Origin of the sequence: Halovenus salina, assembly GCF_026410925.1 — an archaeon.
GTDB classification, from domain to species: domain Archaea; phylum Halobacteriota; class Halobacteria; order Halobacteriales; family Haloarculaceae; genus Halovenus; species Halovenus salina.
In genome coordinates, this window is sequence record NZ_CP112972.1 from 1,760,812 (window position 1) to 1,784,925 (window position 24,114).

The following is a 24,114-nucleotide window of genomic DNA, read 5'->3' on the forward strand; positions in this document are numbered from 1 at the left end:
AGGCAAACCTAAACCTTATAGTCGTTGGAGCGGCTTCGTTGAGCTAGATGCGAGGGCCCGTTGCGGTGCTCCAGGAGGTCCGAAGACAGTTTTCGAGGGACGAACTGCCGCTCGGCCTAACCTTGCTCTGTGGTGTGATAGCAGCCAGCATGGTATTTCCGGTCTCCTGGCTGGTCATCAAGGCACTCCAGGTCGAGCCCGACCGGGCAATTGGGCTCATCTTCCAGCAGGACACGCTCGACATTCTGGCCAACAGCCTCCTCTTGATGGGTGGCGTGACGGGGTTTTCGGTCCTGTTGGGGGTCCCACTTGCCTATCTCACCACACGGACGAACCTGCCGTTCCGGCGCTTCTGGACGGTCGTGGTCGCGCTCCCGCTCGTGATTCCGAGTTACATCGGCGCGTTCACGTTCGTCTCCGCGTTCGGTCCCCGCGGCGAGTTCCAGAACATGCTCGCGCCGCTTGGCATCGAAGAGATACCCGAAATATACGGCCTGGGCGGGGCAACGCTGGTCATCACGCTGTACACCTACCCGTACGTCTATCTCACCGCGCGAGCATCGCTGTTGACACTCGACACCTCCCTGCTCGAAGCAGCGCGCACGCTCAATCACTCGCGGTGGGAGGCATTCCGGCGGGTGACACTCCCACATATCCGGTCGGCGACGGCGGCCGGCGGCCTGCTGGCGGCGCTGTATGCCGTCTCTGATTTCGGAACGCCGGCAATTATGCGTCTGCCGGTGTTCACCCGGGAGATATACAGGGAGTTCCGACTCGCCGGCACGGAGTACGCCGCCATGCTCTCGTTGCACCTGCTCGGTATCGTGCTGGTGGTGCTGGCACTCGAACAGCACATCCGCTCGGACGACAGGCTCGACGGCGACACAAGCAACCCCGCGAAACCAGTCGACCTGGGGCGGTGGCGCTGGCCCGCAGTCGTCTTGCCGCTTGCGGTCACCGCGCTTGCCCTGCTGGTGCCACTCTGGATTCTCCTGCTCTGGGTGACCCGTGCCGAGGATGTCACCGGCCGCTCCAATCTCGCCTTCGAACTCGGCCACATCGTCAACTCACTCGAAGTCGCGGGCGCGGCCGCGATACTCTCGGCGATGGCGGCGATTCCAATTGCCTACTACGCGGCACGTCGTCGCTCCTGGCTGTCGACGGTCTTCGAGCGGATGACCTACATCGGCTTCGCCGTCCCGGGTATCGTCCTTGCCTTCTCGCTTGTCTTTTTCGGCACCGATTACGTCCCTTCGTTTTACCAGACAATTCCGCTGTTGGTGTTTGCCTACGTCGTCCGGTTCATGTCCCAGGCCGTCGGCATCATCCGCTCTGGCACCCAGCAGGTCGACCCGACGCTCGTCGAGGCCGCGCGAACGCTCGGTGAGTCGTCGCTGGGTGCGTTCCGTCGGGTGACGCTGCCGCTTATCGGCTCCAGCGTCGTCGCCGGGATGGCGCTTGTCTTTCTGACGACGATGAAAGAGCTCCCGGTGACGCTCGTGCTCCGCCCGACCGGGTTCGAGACCATCGTGACACAGATTTGGCGCGCCCAGAGCAACCTTGTCTACCAGTACGCGGCCGTTCCGGCACTCCTGTTGCTCGTCATCTCGGGACTGTCGATGGTCATTCTCCTCTCACAAGGCGGCCAGGAAGGGCTCTAGCGGTTCTGCTCGAACCACTCGACGGCGAAGTCGACGAGCGCCTGCTGGTCAATACGTTTCACCTCCGCCACCCCGACCGTTCCCGTCTCGACAGCGTCGGGGTGCTCGCGCTCGAAGGCCGCCCCACAGGCGTCGAAATCCTCGTCGCTGAACGCGATATCCTCCCACTCGACCCACTTGCGCTCGCCGTCGACGAGCATCGCGCTGGCACAGGCTTTCGTGGCGATATCGAGGTCGGCGCGGTACTCCGCGAGGTGTATCGAGGTGTTCGTCGCGTGGTCGGTCCCCAGAAAGAGCACGTCGCCGTCGCGCTCGTAGATCCGCGCCAGCGGCGACCCCTCGCCCAGTGAGTACCTAAGCGAGTGGTCGGTGGTGATGTCGCCGGCATCGGCTCCCCAGGCGGCAAACGAGTGCTGTGGGTGGTTGCTCCGGATAACGCCCGGACAGGAGCGGAAACACTCGGCGATTGCACCCATCCCCTGTGTCGGGGTCACCGCCGGCCGGTACGGCGGCATCCGGGCGCGAATCGTCTCGTACCACGACTCTGGAACCGGTGGGTGGCTCATCGACGACGGCTCCATGTTGCCCGGCGAGTGTGTCGGCATCACGATGGTCCCGTCCTCGTCGACGGTCCGCTGCAGCGCGTCGACGACGGCTGGCGCGCCGCCACAGACCCAGCCAAGCGACGACAGCGACCCGTGGACGAGAACGGTATCCCCATCCCCGACGCTGAGGCCTTTGAGGTCCTCAGTCATCGAGGCGACTGTCACCGGTTCCGGCGAACGCTCTTCGGGCGGCGTTTCGTCCATATGAACTCCCTTCCTGAGCGACACAATAAGCTTCGTGGTCGGCTGACAGTCAACCACACACGTTAGGCCTGCCTAAGAATCGACAATCTTTTAGGCTCTCCTAAAAACACACGAACACGACGATGAGCGAGGATATCTGCGTTATCGTTCCCACTATCCGGGAGTACGAATGTGTGCGGGCGTACGTCGAGAACGCCCACGAGCATGGATTCGACACCTCGCGGCTTCACTTCGTCCTCGTGACAGAGGACTTCTGTGAGACCGACGAGATGGAAACGATGCTCGACGAAGAAGGGGTGTCCGGCGAGGTTTTCGACGGCAGTCGCCGGCAGGCCTTCTACGAGCGCCACGGCATCAACGAGTACAGCCACGTCGTGCCGGCGGCGAGTCACGCCGAAACGAGTTTCGGCCTGCTGTATATGTGGGCACACCCCCGCTTCGAGTACGGCGTCTTTATCGACGACGACACTCTGCCCCACGAGGCCGACGACTTCTTCGGTACCCACCTCCGGAATCTCGCCTACGAGGGCGAGATAGAGGAGGTCTCCTCGGACGAACAGTGGGTGAACGTGCTCTACCAGCGCGCCGACGAACACGGCCTCTACCCGCGGGGGTATCCCTACGCGGCAATGGACGAAGCCGTGGAAACGACGACTGCCGAGGTTGACGACGTGGTCGCCTCCCAGGGGCTGTGGACGAACGTCCCGGACCTCGATGCGGTGCGCATCCTGATGGACGGCGACCTGCAGGGCCAGGCACAGACCCGGACAAGCCGGGAGGATTTCACCGGCGACTTCGTCGCCGCGCCCGGCCAGTATCTGACGGTCTGTTCGATGAACCTGGCCTTCCGCCGGGAGGTGATTCCGGCCTTCTACCAGCTCCCGATGGACGACAACGAGTGGGACGTCGGCCGGTTCGACGACATCTGGAGCGGCGTCTTCCTCAAGCGAGCCTGTGACGTGCTCGGCAAGCAGATATACAACGGCTACCCGCTCTGTGAGCACAACAAGGCCCCGCGGTCGACGTTCGACGACCTCACAAACGAGGTCGCCGGCCTGGAACTCAACGAACACCTCTGGCAGATTATCGACGATGTCGGCGGCGATGAGACGACCTACGCCGGCGTCTTCGAGGCGATGGCCCGGGAGCTCGCGACCCAGGACTTCTCGTCGTACAACAACGGAGCGTTCTTCAACCATGTCGGCGAACACATGCTCGACTGGCTCGACTGCCTCAACGACCTCGACGGACTCGAGGGCCATACCCCCGTTTCGACGCCCGCAGACGACTAACAATGACCCAACAGAACTCAGACGACGGCTACGATAGGCGGCGGTTCCTCGCAGGCATGACTGCGCTGGGAGCCGCAGGCCTCGCAGGCTGTACAGACCTCCTCGGCGGCGAGGACGACGAGACTCCCGACATCGGCCAAATCGGCTCCGGACGCGCCGGCCGGGATGCGCCCGGCGGCACGTCGATGGAGGAGCTGCCGGACCTCGAAGGCGAGCTGACGGTCTATTCGGGTCGCAACGAGTTCCTCGTTGGCCCGCTGGTCGATTACATCAACGACCTCTACGACGATTTCGATCTGACTCCCCGATACAGCGACTCGACCACCCACGTTAACGCCATCATCGACGAGGGCGACGGCACGCCCGCAGACGTGTTCTACTCGGTCAACTCCGGCTCGCTGGGTGCACTCGCAGACGAGGGCCGCACGCAGGCTCTCCCCGACGAGGTGGCCGAGACCGTCGAAGAGGAGTTCCGTACCGAGCAGTGGATCGGTACATCCGGTCGAGGCCGAACGGTTCCGTACAACACGAACGCCTACTCGGCCGAGGACCTCCCCGAGAACATCATGGAGTTCACCGACTTCGAGGGCGACCTGGGCTGGGCACCGTCGTACGGTTCGTGTCAGGCCTTCGTGACCGCAATGCGTATCCTCGAAGGCGAGGAAGCCACGCGCGAGTGGGTCGAAGCCATCATCGACAACGGCATCCGCTCGTACCCCGACGAGTTCGCCGCCGCCCAGGCGGTCGCAGACGGCGAGGTCGACGCCGCATTCACTAACCACTACTACATCCAGCGGGTGCTCGACAGCAACCCCGAGGCCTCCATCTCGACGGCGTTTACCAGCGGCGACGCCGGTGCCGTCTTCAACGTCGCCGGTGCGACAATCATCGACGCCGCCGACGACACGGAGCTGGCGGGCAACTTCATCAGACACCTCCTCTCGGCCGAGGCACAGGAGTACTTCGCCGTCGAGACCTTCGAGTACCCGCTCATCCCCGAGGTCGACCCTGTCGGTGACCTGCCGACGATAGACGAACTCAGCGTCCCGGACATCGACCTCGCGGAGCTGTCGAACCTCCAGCCGACGGTTGACCTGCTGCAGGACGCCGGCGCGAACCTCTAAAGCCGATGAGCAACGGCGGCGGCGGGAAGCGGATACGCAAGCGTCTCGGCCAGTTCGTCGTGCGTGCCCGTGACCGTCTCCGCTCGCTCCCACCCGAGACCATCGCCGCCGGCGCGCTCGCGCTCCTGGCTGGCGTCGTCGTCTTCGCGCTCGCCTCGACAGTCTTCGAGTACCACTCCAGTAACCACGACGAAGCCGTCTATCTCCAGCAGGCGGCGATGTTGCTGGATGGACAGCTCGAACTGGCCGCCGGCGACCTCGCCGGTGCCTTCCGTCCCTGGTTTTTCATCGACGACGGCGGACAGCTCTACCCCAAGTACTCGCCCGTTCCGGCGGCGATGTACGCGGTCTCGATGGCGCTGTTCGGCGAGCCACGGCTCACCCTGGCGGCGGTCGCCGCCGCGAACACCGGCCTCGTCTATCTGCTCGGTAGCGCCGTCGTCGACAGACGCGTCGGCCTCATCGCCGCCGCCGTCTTTGCCTGTTCACCGATGGCGCTGATAACGAGCGCGACCTTTCTCCCGTACGCGCCGACGACCGCGCTGAACCTCGGGTTCGCCGTCGCCTACCTCCGCGGGGTCCGGACCGGTCGCTACCGCTGGGGTGCCCTCGCCGGCCTCGCTATTGGCGCTGCCTTCTTCGCCCGGCCGTACACGGCTGTCCTTTTTGCAGCCCCCTTCGTCGTCCACGCCGCCTACACCGCGATACGTAGCCTCGCAGACGATGGACTTCGCCCCGTTCCGCCAGCCGCGGTCCGGCAGGCGGTCACCGCCCTCTGTGGACTCCTCTTCGTTGCTGTCACACTCGCCTACAACGCCAGACTGACCGGCGACCCGCTCGTCTTTCCTTACGAGGCCTTCGCTCCTCTCGATGGTCCCGGCTTTGGCTACCGGCAGATTCTCAACCACGCTATCGAGTACACGCCAGGCGTGGCTCTGCGAGCCAACGGGTTCGCAGTCTGGTATCTCCTCTCGCGGTGGGTCGCAGCCGGCCTCCTCGGCACGGCCCTCGCAGTTGGCGGGGTCTGGGTGGTTCTCCGGGCGCGACACGCGGCACGCGACAGTCCCGTCGACACGACCGCCGGACTCTTGCTCGCGGCCGTGGTCCCGTCGGTCGTCCTCGGAAACGTTCCCTTCTGGGGGAACTACAACGTGCTGGCCACGCTGTCGGACCCGACCGACGGCCTCGCCTCGCAGTTCGGTCCCTTCTATCACTTCGATTTGCTCGCGCCGGTCGCTATCTTTGCTGCTGTCGCGCTCGTCGTGGGCTGGCGATGGCTCTCTCCCCGCCTCGCGGTGAGCCTTCCGGCCTCCCCGCGACAGATAGCGCTCTCGGGTCTGCTGGTGAGCCTACTCGTCCTCGTAGGGACGAGCGCGGCCCTTGCGGCGACACCGATGGAGCGAAACGCCGCCCACGCCGACAAATACGAGACTGCCTACGAGCCATTCGAGACGGCTGGTTTCGAGAACGACCTCGTCTTTGTGCCGACACCGTACGGCGAGTGGCAGGCCCACCCCTTCCAAGTGCTCCGGAACGAGCCCGGCTTCGACGGCCCGGTCGTCTACGCGCTCAACCGCGGCCCAGAAGAGAACTTCGCGGTCATCGACGCCCATCCCGACAGGAGCCTCCATCGGTACACGTATCGCGGGGAGTGGACCGCCGACGCGAGCGACCACGTCCAGCCGAAACTCGAAGCGCTCGCGCTCCGTCGCGGAGAGGCCTTCGACGGCGAGACCGTCGTCGGCGTCCCCGACCGCGTCGAGCGTGCCAGGGTGGGGCTGACGACGCGGGAGGGCGACGCTGTCGAGTACACCGTCGACGACCCAGAGGCCGAGCTGACCGTCCCGTGGTCACTCGACGCAGATACTGCCAGCCTCGACGGGGCCGGCTCCGTCGCAATCGAGGAAACAGATGTCGTCGTCGTGACGGTGACGCTCGTCCAGTCCGAGGGGGCGACACTCACCTACCGACAGGAGGCGACCGTCAGAACCGACGGCAACGCAGTCGAGGTCGTCTGGCCCCCCGAACGGCGGGTCTGTCGGCTCACGACAGACTGTGGACGCGAGGGGACCTATCTCCCCGAGCGCCCCGGAGAGCACCTCGATGGCGTCGCGTTCCGTGTCTCACTCGACGGATAGTCACTGGAAGTGAAGGCGGAACCAGCCGAGTCCCGGAACCCGCGCCTCGGCGGTCCCGACGATCCACTCGGGTTTGACCGGCCTGGTGGCCCGGAGGGAGGCCTGGTCGTAGCGAGCGTTGTTGTCGCCTTTCGTGATGAAGCCGTCGTTGGCGGCGACACACTCCTCGTCGTCGGCGTCGAGACTGCCAATATACGCCGAATTTGCCTGTTTACACCAGTTTTCGTCCTCCTCGACCCAGAACATCGCGCGGTGGATTATCGGCGTTGTCCCCTCGTTGCCGTTGGGGTTGAAGACGATGACATCACCGTCGCCGCCGTAGTTCCCGTAGCCAGTCTCGTTGCCGACCGCGGCGGTTACGACCCCGGTGTCACCGTGTGCCTCGGCGGGCTGGAATCGCTCAGTCTCCATCAGAATCACGAGGTCGTTGACCTCCATGTTCGGCTCCATGCTCCCGCTCTCGATGGCGACCATCGGCGGCCAGACGCCGCTTATCGCAAATAAGTACGCCCCGAGCAACAGCACCGCGACCACGCTCGTCACAATATCCTGGACGAACTGCGCCCACTCCCCGCTCCCCTCCTCTGCCGGTTCGGGGCGAGTCGTGCCGCCGCGACCTACCGCAGGCGGGCGAGATGGCTCGTTGGCCTGGTATCCTTCGGCGTGGACGGCCGAACGGACGCTCTCGCTCCCGGCATCGCCCGGGGTGGTTTCGGCGGGACCCGGTTCCCGCCCACTGATGTCTGTAGAGTCGCGGTCGGCGTCCTCGTCGCCGGGCGCTGTCATCGGCTAGCTCTTCCGCACTCGGGCGTTTGAATGTTCTGGAGTCGCGGCTGGTGATGATGGGACAGTCGCTGACGCTGCGCTTCGCTATGCTTTTGAGCGCTTCCGCCCAGTATCGACGTGTGTCTCTCGACACGAGCACTCGCATCGTCCGCGCACTCGCAGACCGCGGCTACAACGCCGACCGTCAGGCGGTCACGCTGCTGGCGAGTGCATCCGACCCAGCAACGGCCATCGAGCGTGCAATAGAAACAGTGCCTGAGGACACTGTCGTTATTACTTCAGACCACGTCAAGGAAGTGGTCGATACGCCGGCAAGCGGGCCGAAAGATGTCGATTCTGCGAAGCCAACTACGACAGAGAATGACAACCCACAAGACCCCCCTATTTCAACTGGAAAGGGAAGCCAACAACCAACTGATAAAAAAGGAGAGGTTCCAGTTGAAACAGAGGGGTCTGGGAACGATACACGCGGGACCAGTTCCCGAGAGACAACTCCGGCCTCGACCGGCCGGTCGCCCGTCGAGCCGGAGTTGAGCGGCGACATCCAGAGCACCGGGACCGGCGAGTACGACGATTTCGTCTCCGTGTTCCGGGACCGCTACGAGAAACTGTCGGCACAGCTCCGCGGCCGGGTCAACCACCGACCGACCGACGCCGTCGCGGGGATGACCGGCGGCAGCGACGCTGCCATCATCGGGATGGTCTCGGACGTCCGCTCCACGGCGAGTAACCACTGGCTGGTCGAACTCGAAGACACGAACGGGACCTTCCCCTGTCTGGTGATGAAGGACCGCGATTTCGCCGACGACGTGCGGACGCTCCTGTACGACGAGGTCATCGCCATCGAAGGAACACTCGCCGACGACGCGGGTATCCTCTTCGTCGACGCGATGCACTTTCCGGACGTGCCACGGACCTACACGCCGTCGACCGCCGACCGCCCGGTCGAGGCGGCGCTCGTCTCCGATATCCACGTCGGCAGCGAAGAGTTCCGGGCCGACGCCTGGGAGCGGTTCGCGGAGTGGCTCCACACGCCCGAGGCCGAATCGGTCGAATATCTCCTCGTCGGCGGCGACATGGTTGAGGGTGTCGGCGTCTACCCCGACCAGGACGAGGAACTCGATATTGTCGACATATACGACCAGTACGAGGCCTTCAGCGAACATCTCAAGGACGTGCCCGGCGACATGGAGATTATCATGATACCCGGCAACCACGACGCCGTCCGGCTGGCAGAACCCCAGCCCGCTTTCGACGAAGAACTCCGGGAGATCATGTCCGCTCACGACGCACGAATCACCGCCAACCCCTCGACCGTAACCGTCGAGGGTGTCTCGGTGCTCATGTATCACGGCACCTCCTTCGACGAGATTATCGCCGAACTCCCCGACGAACACGCGAGCTACGAGAATCCCGAGGGGACGATGGCACAGCTGTTGCGAAAACGCCACGTCGCTCCCCAGTACGGCGGGATGACACGCATTGCACCCGAAGAGGAGGACCACCTCGTCATGGAGGAGGTGCCCGACATCCTCCACACCGGCCACATCCACAAGCTCGGCTACGGCACCTACCACAACGTCCTCACCATCAACTCCAGTTGCTGGCAGTCACAGACCGACTTCCAGCGAAGCGTCAACCTCGAACCCGACGTGGGGTACGCGCCGATTGTCGACCTCCAGACGCTGGATTTGACGATTCGACAGTTCCTGTAGTCAGTCGCCGAGTTCGAGCCGGAGCGATTCCGCGACCGACAGCGTCGGTCCCGCGGTCACCGACACCGGCTCGCTCGCCCGGAACTCGTGGTGCTGGCAGACGACCGCGACGGCCAGCCGGAGCAGCCGGTCGGCCATGGTTGCGCCCAGACAGTACCGCGGCCCGCCCCCGTACGGGAGGTACGCGTACTCTGGACTCTGCGGGCCGTCGTCGAGCCACCGTCCTGGGCGGAAGGCAGTGGGGGCCGTCCAGCGTTCGGGGTCGCGGTGGAGCACCCAGGGCGCGACGACGACAGTCGTCCCGGCCGCGACAGAGTAGCCGCCAAGGGTCGTCTCCGCAGTCGGTTCACGAAAGAGCAGATACTGTGGCGGATACAGCCGCAGGCTCTCGCTGACGACCGCATCGAGCAGTTCTAGCTCCGAGAGGTCTGCTGTCGTCGGCTCTCCGTCGAGAGTCGCGTCGAGTTCGTCTCGCAAGTCGGCCTGTACCCCCGGGTGCGTCCCGAGCAGGCCGAGCGTACACGACAGCGCGGTTGCCGTCGAGTCGTAGCCGGCAAACAACAACGCGATAAGTTCGTCCCGCATCGCCGTCGCGGAGAGGCCAGCAGCCTGCATACGGCCGAGTAACGATTCGTCGCCGCCCTCCTCGACGACAGCGTCGAGGCGGTCGTGTAGCGTCGAGACTGCCCGCCGGAACCGCCAGTTCGTCGGCGTCGGCACCCACTCCGGCAGATACGCCGACGGTGACCGCAGGTCGAGTCGTGCGAGGACGTCCGCAGCAGCCTCGTGAATCGGCGTTCGCTCGCCACGGAGGTCGAGACCGAACAGCGCCTCCGCCAGCACCGCGAGGACGAGCGTGCGTGTCTGCTCGACGACCGACACCGACGATCCTGGCTCCCACCGTTCGACCATCTCGCGCGTGTATGTTGTCGTCAGCGAGCCAGTCGCCGGGAGTTTCTCCGGCCCGAAGGCAGGCTGGAGGGTCTGTCGACGCTCTCGCCACTGTGCTCCCTCCATGAGGACGAGGCTGTTTCCCTGGAGGGTTCCCAGACGCTCCCGGACGATTTCGGCTTTCTGGTAGCTGTCACTGTCGGTTGCGAGCACCTGACGGGCTGGGTCGGGCGCGGTGACCAGCACCATCGTCCGTCCTGCCACCCGGACCCGAACAAGGGCGTCTTCCCGCCCCCACCGCTGAATCGTGGCGAGTGGGTCCCGCAAGAGCGCGGGCGTGTGGCCGACGAGAGGGCGACGACCGGAGGCAACCGGCGGGCGTTCGCTCACGGCGGGACATTCGGTCGGCGGGGTCGAAAGTGTTGTGCGACGCGAGTCACACCACCGCGTCGACCTCGGCAAGCAGGGCTTCGAGGTGGTCGGTCGCCTCCTCGTCTGGTCGCTGGTGGGGCGAGCGCGGGTAGCCCGCCGGTGCGCCCCGCTGTCGCATCGCCCACTTCAGCCCCGGGATTCCGTAGGTCGCTGTAATTGCTGTATTGACCCCGACAAGCCCCGCGTTCGTCGCCCTCGCACGCTCGGGGTCGGCCGCCGCTATCTCGCTGCACGCCCCCGGGTAGAGGTTCGCCAGCGCGAGCACGCCACCGCTGGCTCCGGCATCAAGTGCCTGTGCCAGCAGACTCCCGCTGCCGACCAGCAGATCGAAATCGGCCTCGGCGGTCCGGCGCTCGGTCTTGATGAAGGCCGCAAGGTCGCCCGAGGAGTCTTTCATCCCGGCGATGTTGGGGTGGGTCGCCAGGTCGGCGACGGTCTCGGGGTCGAGCCGCACGCCGGTGTATGTCGGAACAGAGTAGAGATACACCGGCAGGTCGGCGCTGTCGGCCACCTCTCGGTAGTAGGCCGCGAGCGTCGACTGGTCGTGGTCGTAGTAGAACGGCGTAACCACGAGCGCCGCGTCAGCGCCGGCCTCGGCCGCCGCATCTGTCGCCGCCAGCGTCTCGCGCAGGCCGGGGTGGCCGGTGCCCGCGAGCACCGGTACCGACGCCGCGTCGACGACCGTCTCGACGACGCGCTCTCGTTCGGCCGCGGTCAGCAGTTCGGCTTCGCTGTTCGAGCCACAGGGAACGAGAAAGTCGACGCCGCGGTCCTCGACCCAGTCGACGAGGTCGTGAAGTGCCGGATAGTCGACATCGCCGTCCTCGGTGAATGGGGTCACGAGCGGTGGTCCGATACCGTGCATGGGTGTGCCTCGGTTCGCCGGAACTTCAATCGTGGGGTGGCGAGCTACTTGACGAAGATAGAGTCGGCAGTCGCCGCGCCGACGACGCTGAACATCGCGCCGACGCTGACGGCTTTGAATGTCGTCTGAGCGAGCACGTCGACCTCTGTCGTATCGAGAAACGTCGACGGTGCACCGAACAGAAGCGCCAGGATTGCGACGGACCCAAACGAGACGCTCATAAGCGAGATGAATCTGACCGGTATCCCGAGAAGCCGCGGTTCGTCGCTTTTGTCACGGGTCGTGTCGGCCGCGTAGAGTGCGGCGTACCCGGTGGCAAAAACAACCGCGACTGTGCCGAGTGCCTGAAAGATACTCATGTTGCCCGCAAGTGTCCACACCTCCTCAGTGACGACAAACGGACCGGCGAGCAGGAAGCCGCCGACCAGTTGCTGTGCGGAGTCGGCCAGCCGAAAGCCGCGCGGGCGTCGTGGCCGGCGTATTTTCATATCTCACGGTACCGAGCGGAGTGGGAAATAACACTCGGGTCGTGCGACGCCGGGGTCAAGCGAGCGTATCGAGCAGTTCGGTTACCGTGTCTCGAAGCTGTCGGGCGTTTTCCTCGGTCGCCTCCTGGTCGTATTGGTCCTGAACGTACAGCGACTCGAAGAAGTACACCAGGTTCAACAGGGTATAAAACGGCCGTCGCTCCTCGAACCCAGCGGGAAGCGGGCGAACCGACTCGTAGCTCTCGCGGAACCGCTGGGCACGCTCGCCCGGCTCCGGCCCGAACGTCGGCATCACCGTCCGCCAGAAATCGAACTCGCCGGGCGCGGCGATGGCGTGCTCGAAATCGACAAGACAGGCAACCTCGCCGTCGCGCACGGTGACGTGTTCGGGCGTCGCCCAGCCGTGACAACAGACCGACTCGCCCGCGCCGTCGAACGCGTCGGGGTGGTCGCGCAGACAGTCGAGCGTCCGCCGTGCGATGTCGCCGTGACCGTACCGTTCGAGCGTCGGGCGGTACTCGTGGACGTACTCGATTGCAGCCGCGTGCCACTCGTCGTGGCCGGTCGTGGCGAGACCGTTCCCGTCTGCTGGGTGGACCTGTCCGTACCCCTCGACGTGAGCCGCGGTCTCTCGGTGGAGGGTTGCCAGCCCGCAGCCTGCGGCGCTGGCCCACAGTTCGTCAGCGTCGGTGTCCGGCGTCGGCGCATCGGGATGGAACGCGGCGAGGTAGTAGTCCGGCCCACAGTCGAGAATCCGAGGAACCGGAACCGACGTTTTCGCGCCGACGAAGGCGATGACCGCCCCCTCCATGCCGGCGCTGCCAGTCTCGCCGGTGTCGAATTTGACGACGGCCCGCTCCCCTTCGACGGTGACCTCGTACACCGCGTGGGGCGGCACGTCGTGGAGCTGGCTGTCGATGCTGTACGACTCGAATCCTGCGAGTCTCTCGTGAATCTCGTCTCTCATGGATGGCCGCCACTGACGGGTGGCATCCGGCCGGGCTCAACACAGTGCTGTTGCTCCGGCCACAAAAACAATAACCAGATTCTCCTGTGAGTATATAACTAAGAGTGAATCGGCAACAATTTCGGAATTGTGCTGGCGGTACAAACGTGCAAAGTTCTTAGGGTCGTTCCGAACCAAGAACTGATGATGTCAACGATAGAACTCTACGACAGAGAGGACTGTCCGTACTCAAAGAAGGTCAGAGACAAGCTTGACGAACTCGACCTCGACTACGACGAGACACTCGTCCCGGACGCACACAGCGAACGCTCGGAGGTCGAGGAGGTGACCGGACAGACGGGCGTCCCGGCCATCCTCGACAACAGGATGGACGAGGAGTTTCTCGCCGACAGCGACGAGATTATCAGATATCTCGAACGACAGTACAGCTAGAGCTGTTCGGCGTAGCTCTTGAGCTCGGTGTGTAACGTTTCGTTTGCGGCCGCGATATCTGAGATTTCAGTCGATATCTGCGAGGCCTTGCGCGAGGCTTCGTCGATCATCAGCGCCAGTTCCTCCGCGCTTTCGGACTGTTCTTCTGTTGCGGTCTCGACCTCTTCGAGAGCAGTCGAAACAGACGTGACGTGCTCCTCGATGCTGTCGAACGTATCGAGTGCTTGCGTAACAGCCTCGACGCCGTCGTCGGTCTCGCTCTCCAGTTCGTCTAGTTCCCGCGCGGCCTCGGCGGTGCCGGACTGAATCACGTCGACGAGTTCCTCAATTTCTCCCGCCTGTGCTTTGCTCTTCTCGGCGAGAGATTTGACCTCGTCGGCGACGACCGCAAAGCCCTCGCTGTCGCCCCCGGCACGAGCGGCCTCGATTGAGGCGTTCAGCGCAAGCATGTTCGTCTGCTCGGCGATGTCGTCGATGACATCGACGATTTCGTCAATCTCAGAGGTACGGTCCTGGAGTGTGTCGACCTGGTCGCCGACCTGCGTTGCCCTGTCGTTGATGCGTTCGAGGCGGTCGGCCATCTCTCCGGCCCGCTGTCGGCCCATCTGGGCGAGGTCCTGTGCCTCGTCACTCTGTTCGTTTACCTCCTGTGCGGTCACCGCAATCTCCTCGGTCGCGGCGTTGATGTCGTCGATTTCGCCCGCGAGATTGTCCGTGTTCTCGGCCTGCTGGTCGACCAGCGTCTGAATCTCGAAGGAGCTCTCCTGGATATCGGTCGCCTGGTCGACCAGCTCGGTCACCGACCGGTCGGTCTGTGTCGCACCGAAGAGGCGAGGCGCGAGCGCAGCCGTATCTGTCGTCACAATCCGCGAGAGCGCAGCGGTCGCGGCCGATTGGTTCCCGTCGGCGACCAGCGTCGCCTGGAGCGTCGAGAGCGCCTCGAAGAACTCCTCGGAGGTCGTCTCTGTCTCGGTGACGAGTGTGACGAGGTCCTCGTATGCGCTCTCCCCGTTCGGGAGCGTGTTCGTGAAGTACTCGGTCACACAGGCCAGCAAGTCCTCGCTCCGCGTGTCGAGGTGTGTCGAGATGTAGTCGGTCGTCTCCTCGCGCGATTCGGGGAGTGCTGTCTCTGCGGTGTACCGTAGCTCGGCCGTCGGCGTCGAGAGCGTGGTCGCCGTCTCCACGTCGACGCTGGGGTCTGAGGTACTCATGTCGTATTGGTATTGGTGGGGATACCAGATAATCGTTCTGTGGGACGAGAACCAGGCTATCGTAGTATCTCCGGGGAATGTTGAAGTCGCCGGAACCGTAACCACAGATGAACGTGTCGATGCGAGACCGCAGAGAGCTACTGACACTGCTTGCAGGAACCGCCGGCCTCGCCGGCTGTCTGGAGTCATCGAGCGATGCAGAGACGCCGGCCGCGGAGACACCGGCCGACTCCCCGACCGAAACTGACGCCTCGACGCCAACGACGACCGACAGCGATCCGACGGCGACCCAGACCGACAGGGCAACCGCCGAGGAGACGCCAACCGACACCGAGACACCGACCCCCGAGTCGCTCTTTCCGGGGTACGAGACGACCGAGATAGCGTTCGCGACACCCGAGGGTGAGCAACTGGCCTCGATTACCGCTGCACTCGCCGAGACCACAGAGGAGTGGCGGCTCGGCCTCAGCGACACCGAGTCGCTGCCCGAAGACTGGGGGATGTTGTTCGTCGACGACTCGGTGTCGGACCGGCGTTTCTGGATGAAAGAGATGGACTTCGGCCTCGATATGCTCTTTGTCGACGACGAGAAGACCATTACGAGCATCAGCCACGCTCCCGAGCCGGAGGGCGACGGGAGAGATGACACATACAATGGTCGCGGTCAGTACGTCCTCGAAGTCAACTACAGATGGACCGAACGAAACGGCGTCTCCGAAGGCGACGTGCTCGAATTCGAGCTGTAGCTAGCCGGCGTGGGTTACGGAAAATCGAACCGCTTGCTTCGCTCGCGGACTACCGTTCTTCGGAAGGCTCGCGGGTCACGTCGTTCCCCGCTCGCTAAACCGAGGAACGGTTCGCCGTGCTCACCGTTCCTCGCTATCCAGCACACGAATCTGGTCGCCCCGCACCGTCACCGGAATCGGGACCGTCGCCTCGTAGAGTTCGACGGTCACCTGGTCTTTGCCCTCGTCGATGCGCTGGACCTGGGCTTTCTCGCCTTTGAACGGTCCGGCGATGAGTTCGACAATGTCACCCTCGGCAATGCCCTCAACGTCGGGCGTCGGCGAGAGGAAGTGCTCGATTTCGGCCATCGAGGTCTGCCCTGGGACGACGCCGTTGGCGTGGGGAATCTCGTCGAGGATGCGCTCGAACACCGAGGAGTCCTCGGCTTCGACCATCACGTAGGAGGTGACCGAATCCGGCGCGAGGGCAGCATGAATCTCGGGTTCCTCGCGGTTGATAATCATGTCTGCGACGGTCTGTTCCTGGCTGGCCGTCGTCTTCACGGCGTAGATTCCCATCACGGACCACCCGGCACGAACGTCATGAACGCGAAGATGGCGAACCCGATAAACCCAACGAGGATGATTCCCAGTCCGGCAATCTTGGCGACCTGACTGAACTCCTCCCACGCGGGCGTGCTCGCCAACTTGAGGACGCGAACGTACGAGCTGAGGTCTGTTGGCGTGTTCATGGAAAGTGATTTCCGCCGCGTGCTTTTCTATCTATTGGTTGGAGACTAAGGGAGCGCCGGCGCATCCGCGAGAACCTCGCCTGGGCCTTCGTCTACAACGCGCTCGCGATTCCGCTGGCCGTCTCCGGACTGCTGAATCCGCTGTTTGCCGCCCTGGCAATGGCAACGAGCAGTCTGCTGGTCGTCGCAAACGCCGCACGGACGACCAAGTGAGAGGAAGTCAAACAGCCAGCATTCACTCGTTACGGAACAAGCTCATCTGGTGGAACAGCTCCGTGGTCAAGTAACTCTCCGTCGAAAGTTGTCAACGTCGCATCGATGTCGTCTGCAAGAGCGAGTAGTACGCAGTCAAGTGTGTACAGGATCGTCTCCTGTTGACGGCTGTAAGCTGTAATCTGGTCGCTAATTTCAGGTGCGTAAATATCGACTCGCGTGTAGATATCCGAAAGAACATCTTCGACCCTGTTTTGTTCGACGGTTTTCTTTTTCGTCATCACAGACCGAATCTCCATCAGGTTCAGGATGGAGGTACAGAAGTCGTACTCCTGATTCAGAAGCCTGGTCGCTGTTTGACCACGGTCGGGTTCGTTCGTGAGACTCGCCACGAAGACGTTCGTATCGACAAAACCCTCATTCTCGCTGTTCTCGTACTGCTGTGACAGAATCGACTTCGACATCTGCGAGGCGTCCAGAGAGTAGTTCACCGAGGGCCACCGAACTGTCATCGTCCTCGTGAAACTCGTCCCACTCGGGAGCGCCAGCATAACTACCCATACATCCGCGTAGCAGGAGTGGTAATAAATCTCTTTGGACAAGAAAGGCTCGATACCCGAAGTACGCAGTCAGCTAGACAGACTATTCGACGTAGTCGATGTCGTCGCCAACCTGCTTGGCGGCGCGCTCCTGCTTGGCCTCGCTTTTGCCGTAGATCTGTGGGCTCTCGACGCCCGTGACGACGATCATCGTCTCCATCTTGCCCTCGAACTCCTGGTTGACAGAGGCACCCCAGATGATGCGAGCGTCGGGATCGATGCGGTCGTAGATTTCCTCGACGACGCCCTCTGCCTCTTCGATTGACATGTCGGGACCACCGACGACGTTGACCAGGGCACTGTTTGCGCCGTCGAACTCTACGTCAAGGAGCGGTGACCTGAGTGCAGACCGAATCGAGTCCTGGGCCTTGTTCTCGGAATCGCTCTCGCCCAGACCAATCATGGCGACGCCGCCGTTTTCCATGATGGTCCGAACGTCGGCGAAGTCGACGTTGACGAGACCGGGTTTGGTGATGAGTTCGGTCATCCCCTTGACCGAACGCATCAGCACGCGGTCACAGATCTTAAACGCGTCCTGCAGCGGCATCGACGGCGCGTAATCGAGCAGACGGTCGTTGGGGACCACAATGACGGTATCGGAGACAGAGCGGAGGCGTTCGAGGCCAGCGTCGGCGTTTGCCCGCCGGCGCTCACCCTCGGCGGTGAACGGAATCGTCACAATAGAGATAGTCAGCGCGCCGGCGTCCTGTGCTGCCTGTGCGACGACCGGGGCGGCTCCTGTCCCGGTTCCACCGCCGAGTCCGGCGGTGACAAAGACCATATCTGAGCCGTCGATAGATTGCTGGATGTCTTCGAGATTCTCCTGTGCGGCCTCCTCGCCGATTTTCGGGACCGAGCCGGCACCGCGACCGCCCGTTCGCTTCTTGCCGATGAGGATTTTCGTGTCGGCGTCGACCTCGTCTGCGAGGTGCTGGGCGTCGGTGTTTGCGGCGACCAGCTTCGCGCCGTGAATCCCCTCCTCCATCATCCGGGTGACGGTGTTACCGCCTGCCCCGCCACAGCCGACGACGGTGATTTTCGTTTCGAGATCTCCGACGACCTCCGCGAGCTCCTCGTCGGTCATCGTTCCGGAGGTCGATGGCTCCTCCGTCGTCGGGCCGCTGTCGGCCGGTTCCTCCCGAACCTCATCTCGTTCCTCCTCGGCCTCCTCGATCGCGTCGTCGATAATCGAATCCATAATTTAAATACCCATTGCAGGGCGAGTATTAATTACTTTTCCCTCCTGTCTGACCGGTGTCTGACGCTCATACCGCGGTATTTCGTGTGGAAATTACGGCTGATTCTCGGAGTGGTGGCCAAATCTCCAGACGAAACGGAGGGGCTAGCTCGGCGGTGAGAGTTCGAATCGACGGCTCCGTTCGTCGTGGACAGCCCCAGGGGGAATCGTCTCGCCGTCGACCTCGATTGGTTCCCCGGCGGCGAGTTTACCAAACGCAGGTCCCTCGGCGACGCCGAGGGTGCGCGCCTTCTCGTCGTCGAAGACCCGCTGGCGGGCGAGGGCCGTCTCTCCGTCGACTTCGACGCTGTCGTATTTCGACCGTAGCACGTCCAGAAGCGCCTCGACGACCGTCTCGCGGTCGGCTTCGGGGTCGAGGACGAGCGGGCCAGTCGGTCGAGTTCCGCCCTGGTCGGTCCCGAACGCAAGCGCCGTCTCCACGAGCGCGTCGTACGTCGCCTCGCGGTCGATACCACGTGCTTCGTCAAGCAGGTCTGACGGCAGTTCACGCACCCTGTAGGAGTCGGGCAAGTCACCAGACCGGGCGGGCCTCCCGAACCGGAGTCCGGCGTCGACCGACATCACCTCGTCCTCGGCAGTCCGGACGAATCCGAGAGGGACGCCGTCAGTCTCACGAACCCAGGTCTCTGAGACCGTGCGGTAGCCGAGCGCGTCGAGGTGTTCAGCCGCCGGCCCCTCCACGAGGGCGTAGGCGCTTGCACTCTTCTCGAAGGCCTGTCCGAAGACCGACTCGGCGGCCGGGCTGTCGAGGTCGCCGACCGCGTCGAGTCCCCACTCGGCAAGGATGTGTCCGACCGTCCAGTCGGTCTCCTCGATGATGCGCTCGAAACGCGGCGCGTAGTGGCCTCCGCCGATGCCGACGAGCTGTCGCCGCCGCTGGTCGGAAGTTCCGTCGGTCCAGGGGCCGTTCTCGGGCGAGCGGTGTGGCGGCGTCTCGCGCAAATCGAGAATCGCACGGGCAACCGCCCGAGCGGCGTCTGGGTCGTCCCACTGCGCTGGCCCGCTCCCGACCTCGACGAACAGCGACGGGACGCCGACATCGGTCGGGCCGTGATGAGTGCACTCGATGCCGACACCGTACTCCGGCGGTGCGTGGGTATCGAGCGCCTCGCGGACCACATTGAGGGCGTTCGGACAGGCTTCGGCGAGGGTGTTGTCCTCGCCGCCGTGTTCGGCCGGGCCGACGTTGCCCGTGTGGTGGGCGGTCAACAGTGGACCAGTCTCGCCGGCGTGTCGGGAGGCGACGGCGAGCAGGTCGATATCGTCGAAGGCGTCGGCCGGCCGGACGATATCCAGATGCCGGTCGTCGAACTCACGCAGCTGTGCCCCGTCGGTCTCGTAGACGGTCCCCCCGCCCGCTCCATCGGGGCGGCCTTCGTCCTCGCGGGCCTCCCAGTCCGCGATAGCACGCAGCTGTTTGCCGATGTGCACCGAGACGCTGTCGGCGCGGGAGACCAGTATCCCGAGCATATCTCTCTCTGAGAGAAGCGTCGGCAAAACGGTTGTTATCCCGTGCAGGCAGTGTGACAAACGAGCCCTGAACGCTCGACAAGGGACAAACAACCCCGGGAATTAATGTAGTGCCCGCCGCTATGTCGAGTATCACATGGTAGAAATTCCGGATTCCCTGCGGAGTTTGTTCACTGCGACTGTCGAGGAGCGCGAGGGCAACTATGTTATCGAGGTCCCGAAATCGGAAATCGAGAACGAGGCCGCCCGCCCTGGAGCCACCTACCGCGTCGCTGTTTTGCCGCATGCAGTCGAAAGCGACGGTGTCGAGACAGACGACACCACTGAGACAACCCCCGACCGCGAGCCTGGTCCGCCCGAACCACCGGTCGACGAGGGTGAGCGTCGAGAGGTCACCATCGAGTCCGTCGGCGACCAGGGCGACGGTATCGCCAAGGTCGAACGCGGCTACGTCGTCATCGTTCCGGGAGCCCGGCCGGGTGACGAGCCAACCATCGAAATCGACCAAGTCAAAGAGAATGTCGCCTTCGCCACCGTCGTCGAGGACGGCCTGTAGCTCACAGCGGTAACAGCGCGGAAGCCCACGGCTTTAGCCGTGTGGAGGAAGCGCGTAAGCTCCGTGAAACAACCCACCGATACCGGCAGGCCAACTCCCCAACCAATTCAAAAACAATAATAAAGTGTAGTTACTACTGTGAGGTATGGCGTGGGAGGTGACTCGGACGGTTCGGGTGCGACTCGACGTGCCCGACGACCGCAAGAGCGACCTCCACGCCACCAACACCAAATTCCAGTACTGTGCCAACCGCACGGCAGAGTGGGCGTGGCGCTATCCCGACGAGGACTGCGTGACCAGCAAGAGCGAGGCCGAAGCCGCCATCTACGACGAGTTGCGCCACGAGACGGACGGCTTGCACGCCAACCTTGTCCAGAAAGCTATCAAACGCGCTACGGACGATATTGACAACTGTGTTGACCGGCTTGCTGAGGGTGAAAACACCAGCAAGCCAGAGTACGACACGTTCAGTATCGTCTACGACAAGCGAGCCGCCACCTACTACCGTGATAAGGTGAGTCTCGCCACGGTCAACGGCAGAGTCGAGTGTAAATACGACCTGCCCGATGACCCTGACGGCACGCCACACGGCGAGTACCTGCTGAACGACGACTACTCCTTCAGCACGAGTACCGTCCACTATGACAGCGAGGCCGACGAGTTCTACCTACACGCAGCGATGGAACGGGAACTCAACGTGAGCAGTCCTGAGAAAGCCGAGGATTCGAGAGTCCTTGGCGTGGACTGCAACGTTGACGACCACATTGCAGTGACCTCGACGGACCGATTCGTCGGCAACGCTGATTATCTCAACCACAAGCGCCGCGAGTTTGAGAAACGCCGAGCCAGCCTCCAGCAAACAGGCACGCGAAGTGCCCACCTCACGTTCCAGCGCATCGGTGACAGGTTCGGACGGTGGAGTGAAGACTACCTGCACCGGGTGTCGGAAGAGATTGTCGCAGAAGCCCGCCGCCACGAGTGTACGCACATCGCCTTCGAGAACTTAGAGCAGATTTGTGACCGTATCAGCGACGGCAAGAAATTCCAGCAGTGGGCGTTCAACGAGTTACAGCGACAGGTCGCGTACAAAGCCGACGAGTACGGCATCGTCGTGGACACGGTAGAACCACAGTACACGAGCCAGCAATGCTCGAAGTGTGGCTGTACGCTCGAAGAAAACCGTGACGGGCAACACTTCGCTTGCTTGGATTGTTCGTACTCGGTCAACGCCGATTATAACGCGGCGAAGAATGTCGCCCGAAAACTTGCATTAAAACTCCAGCGAGGGCAGAAGTCCCCCGCTGGAGGGGCGTTCTGTCAGTACGCCCTGAAGTCGGGGATAATGACCGTGACCGCTACTGAAGTGGCGTCCGACACGCCTGTGTCGGCAGAACGGGAGTCCACCGACAAGCCAACGGCTTCAGCCGTTGGTAGCTGACTCCCAGGGCTTGGCGTTCGGCGCGGAGGGCCAGAGCGGATACCAGTACCCGCGGTCGTCTTCGACATCGAGTTCGCCGTCGAGGACGCTCGATAATTTTAACTCGACCCGTTCGTCGCGGCTGCTCGTTCCTGTCGGCACGAACGGGTAGTAGGCTCCACGCCGGAACGAGTACACCCAGTAGACACGCTGTCCAGCCTCGTCAGCACGGTCGGTCCCCTCGAAGGCAAAGAGCGCAGCGAGCAGCCGCGAGCCGTACCGTCCCTCGATGAGCGTGTCCGCCCCGAAGTGGACACTCGTGACGAGGTCCTCGAAGTCGTCTGCGGTCACGACAATCCACTGTGTGCCGTGTTGGTCCTCGTGGAAGTCGGCGACAGTCCCGTCCTCCTCGGTAGTGGCGAGTATCTGGCGGACCTCCTCGACGGTCTCTCTGAAGTCAGTGCTGTCGACATCCGAGAAACACAGCGCAGCCTCGCCCGTGGGCTCGTAGCCGAGGTCGGCTTCCATCGTGACGTAGGCCGTGCTCATCCCGAAGAGGTCGTCGGCGTCGGCCTCGTCGGTCGCCGCGGCCTCGGCCTGCACACCGAGTAACTGTTTTACCGTGTCGAACAGTCCCATTCGTGCTGTCTTTGTGTTGCCATCCCCATCAAGGCGTCTGTTCGGTCGAACGAAACAGAACAGCAGTCGCGACGCTCGGATATCCCCGTGTGAACACCAAGCAGAGCAACACGACACCGTGAGGCTTAAGCAGCAAAATCCACTCTAATGGATAACTATGCCCGAGAGCAAACAACTACCGATGGAATCGGCGATGACGACGGTCAGCGGTGTGCAGTTCACCCCATTTGACCCGAGTTCCAGTGACGTTCGGCTACAGGATATCGCTCACGGGCTCGCGAACCTCTGTCGTGCCTCGGGCCAGACGCAGTTTTTCTACAGCGTCGGTCTGCACTCGATTTACGTAAGTCAGGATCTCGCAGCCCGCGGACACTCTCGTCGTCGACAGCTCATCGGCCTTCTCCACGACGCACAGGAGGCCTACATCAACGACCTCGTCTCACCTGTCAAAGCCCACCTAGAAGAGTATCAACATCTCGAAGCTGGCGTCGAAGACGCAGTGTGGGACGCGTTCGGGCTGGAACCGACCGAGTCGGACCTCGCGGTCGTGAAAGAGTCAGACCGGCGACTCTGTCGACACGAGCTGGGTGTCGTTCTTCCCGACGCTCCCGACGGTCAACCAAATACAGAAGTCGCATACGACCTCTGGGCGGGCCAACACCGTGACGTGGCGTCGTGGTTCACCGACCGCGCCGAGCAACTCGTTGCCGCGACCGACGCAACGCTTCCACAGTAGCTACTCCCGAAGGTCGTAGTACGTCGAGCGTACGGTGACCGGAGCCACATCGGCCACGTCGGCGACGGCCTGCTGTGTCAGGGCGTACTCCCGTTCCTGGGCGGCAGTGTAGAGGCAAGCCGCGGCCACCCCGCTCGGGTCCCGGCCGGTGTCGAGACCGCGCTCGCGGCACTCCCCTGCTAGTTCCTGGGCTCGCATCTCGACGGCCTGGGGAAGATCGAGCTTGCTGGCAAAGCGAGCGAGGTATTCGCGGGGGTGAATCGGTCCGGTCGGCAACCCGAGGTTGCGATTCATCGCGTCGTAGGCGGCGTCGAGTTCCGCCCGGGTCGCCTTTGCGGCCTCTGTTACCTCCTCGCAGGTGCGCGAGACCGTCTGTGCTCGGCAGGTGGCGTACACCGCCGCGGCCGCAAACCCCTCTATCGAGCGGCCCTGGAGGAGGTCGGCGTCCTGTGCGGACTCGAAGAGGACACAGGACTGCTCGCGGATATGTTCGGGCAAATCGAGTGCGCCGACCAGCCGGCGAATCTCGGTGAACGCGTAGACGCGGTTGCGCTCGACCTTGCTGCGAATCTGAGTGCGCTTGTGCTGGCGGCGCATCCGGGCGACCCGGCGGCGTTTGCGCCCGGTGAGCCGGTTGGTATGACCAATCTCTGTCGACAGCCCGCGGTCGTGGCGCGACCGTGTCAGGGGCGCGCCGGTGCGCTCTGGGTTCGTCTCCTCGTCGGCGAACGAGCGCCACTCTGGACCCGGGTCGATTGCGTGTTCGTCGACCACCAGCCCACACTGCTGGCAGACCGTCTCGCAGTCGTCGCTCCGTAGCTGTCCCTCGCATTCCGGGCAGGCATGCATCGTCGTTGCCATCGTCACTCGAAGGTTGGATCGGTATCAACTTTTAAAGAAAGGCGAAACGGCGGGGTTCGGGCCGAACTGAAGTAATC

At 63.4% G+C, this 24,114-nt stretch carries 25 protein-coding genes; 10 read left to right on the forward strand and 15 right to left on the reverse strand.

What is annotated here, in order from left to right; translation table 11 throughout:
- Positions 1–47: 47 nt before the first annotated feature.
- Positions 48–1,661: an ABC transporter permease gene (locus OSC37_RS08855; RefSeq protein WP_267161106.1), complete on the forward strand. Its 1,614-nt coding sequence runs from the start codon at positions 48–50 to the stop codon at positions 1,659–1,661.
- Here OSC37_RS08855 and OSC37_RS08860 read toward each other — a convergent pair.
- Entirely contained in the window at positions 1,658–2,470 is an 813-nt protein-coding gene (locus OSC37_RS08860) for an AAC(3) family N-acetyltransferase (RefSeq protein ID WP_267161107.1), read from the reverse strand. The genes OSC37_RS08855 and OSC37_RS08860 overlap by 4 nt on opposite strands.
- Before the next feature lie 122 nt (positions 2,471–2,592).
- On the opposite strand from OSC37_RS08860, the gene OSC37_RS08865 reads away from it, so the two are divergent.
- The 3 genes from OSC37_RS08865 to OSC37_RS08875 are packed head-to-tail and all read left to right on the forward strand — an operon-like array spanning position 2,593 to position 7,024.
- The gene (locus OSC37_RS08865; RefSeq protein ID WP_267161108.1) at positions 2,593–3,762 is read left to right on the forward strand and encodes an alpha-1 4-glucan-protein synthase; all 1,170 of its coding nucleotides are present in this window, start codon (positions 2,593–2,595) and stop codon (positions 3,760–3,762) included.
- A gap of 2 nt (positions 3,763–3,764) precedes the next feature.
- On the forward strand, positions 3,765–4,886 hold the full coding sequence (locus tag OSC37_RS08870) for an extracellular solute-binding protein (protein ID WP_267161109.1): 1,122 nt from the start codon (positions 3,765–3,767) through the stop codon (positions 4,884–4,886).
- A 5-nt stretch (positions 4,887–4,891) separates the two neighbouring features.
- On the forward strand, positions 4,892–7,024 hold the full coding sequence (locus OSC37_RS08875) for an ArnT family glycosyltransferase (RefSeq protein WP_267161110.1): 2,133 nt from the start codon (positions 4,892–4,894) through the stop codon (positions 7,022–7,024).
- Here the strand turns inward: OSC37_RS08875 and OSC37_RS08880 are convergent, their stop codons facing one another.
- Positions 7,025–7,810, reverse strand: a complete 786-nt coding sequence (locus OSC37_RS08880) for a S26 family signal peptidase (protein ID WP_267161111.1) — start codon at positions 7,808–7,810, stop codon at positions 7,025–7,027.
- An 86-nt stretch (positions 7,811–7,896) separates the two neighbouring features.
- Here OSC37_RS08880 and OSC37_RS08885 point away from each other — a divergent pair, with 86 nt between their 5' ends.
- Positions 7,897–9,525, forward strand: coding sequence for a DNA-directed DNA polymerase II small subunit (locus tag OSC37_RS08885; RefSeq protein ID WP_438267603.1), 1,629 nt, complete (start codon positions 7,897–7,899; stop codon positions 9,523–9,525).
- On the opposite strand, the gene OSC37_RS08890 is transcribed toward OSC37_RS08885, so the two are convergent.
- Genes OSC37_RS08890 through OSC37_RS08905 form a run of 4 tightly spaced genes read right to left on the reverse strand, consistent with a single transcriptional unit; the run spans position 9,526 to position 13,168 of the window.
- Positions 9,526–10,806 carry a cytochrome P450 gene (locus tag OSC37_RS08890; protein WP_267161113.1) on the reverse strand — a complete coding sequence of 427 codons (1,281 nt, stop codon included), beginning with the start codon at positions 10,804–10,806 and terminating at the stop codon, positions 9,526–9,528.
- Between the two features lie 46 nt (positions 10,807–10,852).
- Complete coding sequence (locus tag OSC37_RS08895; RefSeq protein WP_267161114.1) at positions 10,853–11,713, reverse strand: dihydrodipicolinate synthase family protein; 861 nt, start codon at positions 11,711–11,713, stop codon at positions 10,853–10,855.
- 44 nt (positions 11,714–11,757) lie between these two features.
- The gene (locus tag OSC37_RS08900) at positions 11,758–12,201 is read right to left on the reverse strand and encodes a DUF2391 family protein (protein ID WP_267161115.1); all 444 of its coding nucleotides are present in this window, start codon (positions 12,199–12,201) and stop codon (positions 11,758–11,760) included.
- 55 nt (positions 12,202–12,256) lie between these two features.
- Complete coding sequence (locus OSC37_RS08905) at positions 12,257–13,168, reverse strand: phosphotransferase (protein WP_267161116.1); 912 nt, start codon at positions 13,166–13,168, stop codon at positions 12,257–12,259.
- A 186-nt stretch (positions 13,169–13,354) separates the two neighbouring features.
- Here OSC37_RS08905 and OSC37_RS08910 point away from each other — a divergent pair, with 186 nt between their 5' ends.
- Positions 13,355–13,600: a glutathione S-transferase N-terminal domain-containing protein gene (locus OSC37_RS08910; RefSeq protein ID WP_267161117.1), complete on the forward strand. Its 246-nt coding sequence runs from the start codon at positions 13,355–13,357 to the stop codon at positions 13,598–13,600.
- On the opposite strand, the gene OSC37_RS08915 is transcribed toward OSC37_RS08910, so the two are convergent.
- A complete protein-coding gene (locus tag OSC37_RS08915) occupies positions 13,597–14,811 on the reverse strand; it encodes a methyl-accepting chemotaxis protein (protein ID WP_267161118.1) in 1,215 nt (404 codons plus the stop codon). The two genes, OSC37_RS08910 and OSC37_RS08915, sit on opposite strands and share 4 nt — an antisense overlap.
- A gap of 119 nt (positions 14,812–14,930) precedes the next feature.
- On the opposite strand from OSC37_RS08915, the gene OSC37_RS08920 reads away from it, so the two are divergent.
- Positions 14,931–15,557, forward strand: a complete 627-nt coding sequence (locus OSC37_RS08920; RefSeq protein WP_267161119.1) for a DUF192 domain-containing protein — start codon at positions 14,931–14,933, stop codon at positions 15,555–15,557.
- A gap of 120 nt (positions 15,558–15,677) precedes the next feature.
- On the opposite strand, the gene OSC37_RS08925 is transcribed toward OSC37_RS08920, so the two are convergent.
- The 6 genes from OSC37_RS08925 to OSC37_RS08950 form a co-directional block, all read right to left on the reverse strand.
- Positions 15,678–16,115, reverse strand: a complete 438-nt coding sequence (locus OSC37_RS08925) for a transcription elongation factor Spt5 (RefSeq protein ID WP_092702089.1) — start codon at positions 16,113–16,115, stop codon at positions 15,678–15,680.
- Positions 16,115–16,288, reverse strand: coding sequence for a protein translocase SEC61 complex subunit gamma (locus tag OSC37_RS08930; protein WP_267161120.1), 174 nt, complete (start codon positions 16,286–16,288; stop codon positions 16,115–16,117). Before OSC37_RS08930 ends, OSC37_RS08925 begins: the two co-directional genes overlap by 1 nt.
- 92 nt (positions 16,289–16,380) lie before the next feature.
- Positions 16,381–16,512, reverse strand: coding sequence for a hypothetical protein (locus OSC37_RS08935; RefSeq protein WP_267161121.1), 132 nt, complete (start codon positions 16,510–16,512; stop codon positions 16,381–16,383).
- Positions 16,513–16,530: 18 nt separating this feature from the next.
- Positions 16,531–17,013 carry a type II toxin-antitoxin system VapC family toxin gene (locus tag OSC37_RS08940; RefSeq protein ID WP_267161122.1) on the reverse strand — a complete coding sequence of 161 codons (483 nt, stop codon included), beginning with the start codon at positions 17,011–17,013 and terminating at the stop codon, positions 16,531–16,533.
- A gap of 130 nt (positions 17,014–17,143) precedes the next feature.
- A complete protein-coding gene (gene ftsZ / locus OSC37_RS08945) occupies positions 17,144–18,298 on the reverse strand; it encodes a cell division protein FtsZ (RefSeq protein ID WP_267161123.1) in 1,155 nt (384 codons plus the stop codon).
- Positions 18,299–18,442: 144 nt separating this feature from the next.
- Positions 18,443–19,828 (reverse strand): D-aminoacyl-tRNA deacylase, encoded by a 1,386-nt coding sequence (locus tag OSC37_RS08950; RefSeq protein ID WP_267161124.1) that lies wholly within the window; start codon positions 19,826–19,828, stop codon positions 18,443–18,445.
- Between the two features lie 136 nt (positions 19,829–19,964).
- Between OSC37_RS08950 and OSC37_RS08955 the strand changes: the two genes are divergently transcribed.
- Entirely contained in the window at positions 19,965–20,384 is a 420-nt protein-coding gene (locus OSC37_RS08955; protein WP_267161125.1) for a TRAM domain-containing protein, read from the forward strand.
- A 145-nt stretch (positions 20,385–20,529) separates the two neighbouring features.
- On the forward strand, positions 20,530–21,822 hold the full coding sequence (locus OSC37_RS08960; protein ID WP_267161126.1) for an RNA-guided endonuclease InsQ/TnpB family protein: 1,293 nt from the start codon (positions 20,530–20,532) through the stop codon (positions 21,820–21,822).
- Here the strand turns inward: OSC37_RS08960 and pspAB are convergent.
- Positions 21,805–22,440, reverse strand: a complete 636-nt coding sequence (pspAB, locus tag OSC37_RS08965; protein WP_267161127.1) for a PspA-associated protein PspAB — start codon at positions 22,438–22,440, stop codon at positions 21,805–21,807. The genes OSC37_RS08960 and pspAB overlap by 18 nt on opposite strands.
- Positions 22,441–22,597: 157 nt before the next feature.
- On the opposite strand from pspAB, the gene OSC37_RS08970 reads away from it, so the two are divergent.
- Positions 22,598–23,176, forward strand: a complete 579-nt coding sequence (locus OSC37_RS08970; protein WP_267161128.1) for a hypothetical protein — start codon at positions 22,598–22,600, stop codon at positions 23,174–23,176.
- Here the strand turns inward: OSC37_RS08970 and OSC37_RS08975 are convergent, their stop codons facing one another.
- On the reverse strand, positions 23,177–24,037 hold the full coding sequence (locus OSC37_RS08975; RefSeq protein ID WP_267164172.1) for a transcription initiation factor IIB: 861 nt from the start codon (positions 24,035–24,037) through the stop codon (positions 23,177–23,179).
- Between the last annotated feature and the right edge of the window lie 77 nt (positions 24,038–24,114).

Coding starts and splice junctions, on each gene's coding strand:
- OSC37_RS08950 (WP_267161124.1), bottom strand. CDS start 19,828: ATGCTCGGGATACTGGTCTCCCGCGCCGACAGCGTCTCGGTGCACATC.
- OSC37_RS08915 (WP_267161118.1), bottom strand. CDS start 14,811: ATGAGTACCTCAGACCCCAGCGTCGACGTGGAGACGGCGACCACGCTC.
- OSC37_RS08940 (WP_267161122.1), bottom strand. CDS start 17,013: ATGACAGTTCGGTGGCCCTCGGTGAACTACTCTCTGGACGCCTCGCAG.
- OSC37_RS08900 (WP_267161115.1), bottom strand. CDS start 12,201: ATGAAAATACGCCGGCCACGACGCCCGCGCGGCTTTCGGCTGGCCGAC.
- OSC37_RS08905 (WP_267161116.1), bottom strand. CDS start 13,168: ATGAGAGACGAGATTCACGAGAGACTCGCAGGATTCGAGTCGTACAGC.
- OSC37_RS08930 (WP_267161120.1), bottom strand. CDS start 16,288: ATGAACACGCCAACAGACCTCAGCTCGTACGTTCGCGTCCTCAAGTTG.
- OSC37_RS08970 (WP_267161128.1), top strand. CDS start 22,598: ATGCCCGAGAGCAAACAACTACCGATGGAATCGGCGATGACGACGGTC.
- OSC37_RS08855 (WP_267161106.1), top strand. CDS start 48: ATGCGAGGGCCCGTTGCGGTGCTCCAGGAGGTCCGAAGACAGTTTTCG.
- OSC37_RS08880 (WP_267161111.1), bottom strand. CDS start 7,810: ATGACAGCGCCCGGCGACGAGGACGCCGACCGCGACTCTACAGACATC.
- OSC37_RS08875 (WP_267161110.1), top strand. CDS start 4,892: ATGAGCAACGGCGGCGGCGGGAAGCGGATACGCAAGCGTCTCGGCCAG.
- OSC37_RS08885 (WP_438267603.1), top strand. CDS start 7,897: ATGCTTTTGAGCGCTTCCGCCCAGTATCGACGTGTGTCTCTCGACACG.
- OSC37_RS08895 (WP_267161114.1), bottom strand. CDS start 11,713: ATGCACGGTATCGGACCACCGCTCGTGACCCCATTCACCGAGGACGGC.
- OSC37_RS08920 (WP_267161119.1), top strand. CDS start 14,931: ATGCGAGACCGCAGAGAGCTACTGACACTGCTTGCAGGAACCGCCGGC.
- OSC37_RS08860 (WP_267161107.1), bottom strand. CDS start 2,470: ATGGACGAAACGCCGCCCGAAGAGCGTTCGCCGGAACCGGTGACAGTC.
- ftsZ (WP_267161123.1), bottom strand. CDS start 18,298: ATGGATTCGATTATCGACGACGCGATCGAGGAGGCCGAGGAGGAACGA.
- OSC37_RS08910 (WP_267161117.1), top strand. CDS start 13,355: ATGTCAACGATAGAACTCTACGACAGAGAGGACTGTCCGTACTCAAAG.
- pspAB (WP_267161127.1), bottom strand. CDS start 22,440: ATGGGACTGTTCGACACGGTAAAACAGTTACTCGGTGTGCAGGCCGAG.
- OSC37_RS08955 (WP_267161125.1), top strand. CDS start 19,965: ATGGTAGAAATTCCGGATTCCCTGCGGAGTTTGTTCACTGCGACTGTC.
- OSC37_RS08870 (WP_267161109.1), top strand. CDS start 3,765: ATGACCCAACAGAACTCAGACGACGGCTACGATAGGCGGCGGTTCCTC.
- OSC37_RS08975 (WP_267164172.1), bottom strand. CDS start 24,037: ATGGCAACGACGATGCATGCCTGCCCGGAATGCGAGGGACAGCTACGG.
- OSC37_RS08865 (WP_267161108.1), top strand. CDS start 2,593: ATGAGCGAGGATATCTGCGTTATCGTTCCCACTATCCGGGAGTACGAA.
- OSC37_RS08925 (WP_092702089.1), bottom strand. CDS start 16,115: ATGGGAATCTACGCCGTGAAGACGACGGCCAGCCAGGAACAGACCGTC.
- OSC37_RS08960 (WP_267161126.1), top strand. CDS start 20,530: ATGGCGTGGGAGGTGACTCGGACGGTTCGGGTGCGACTCGACGTGCCC.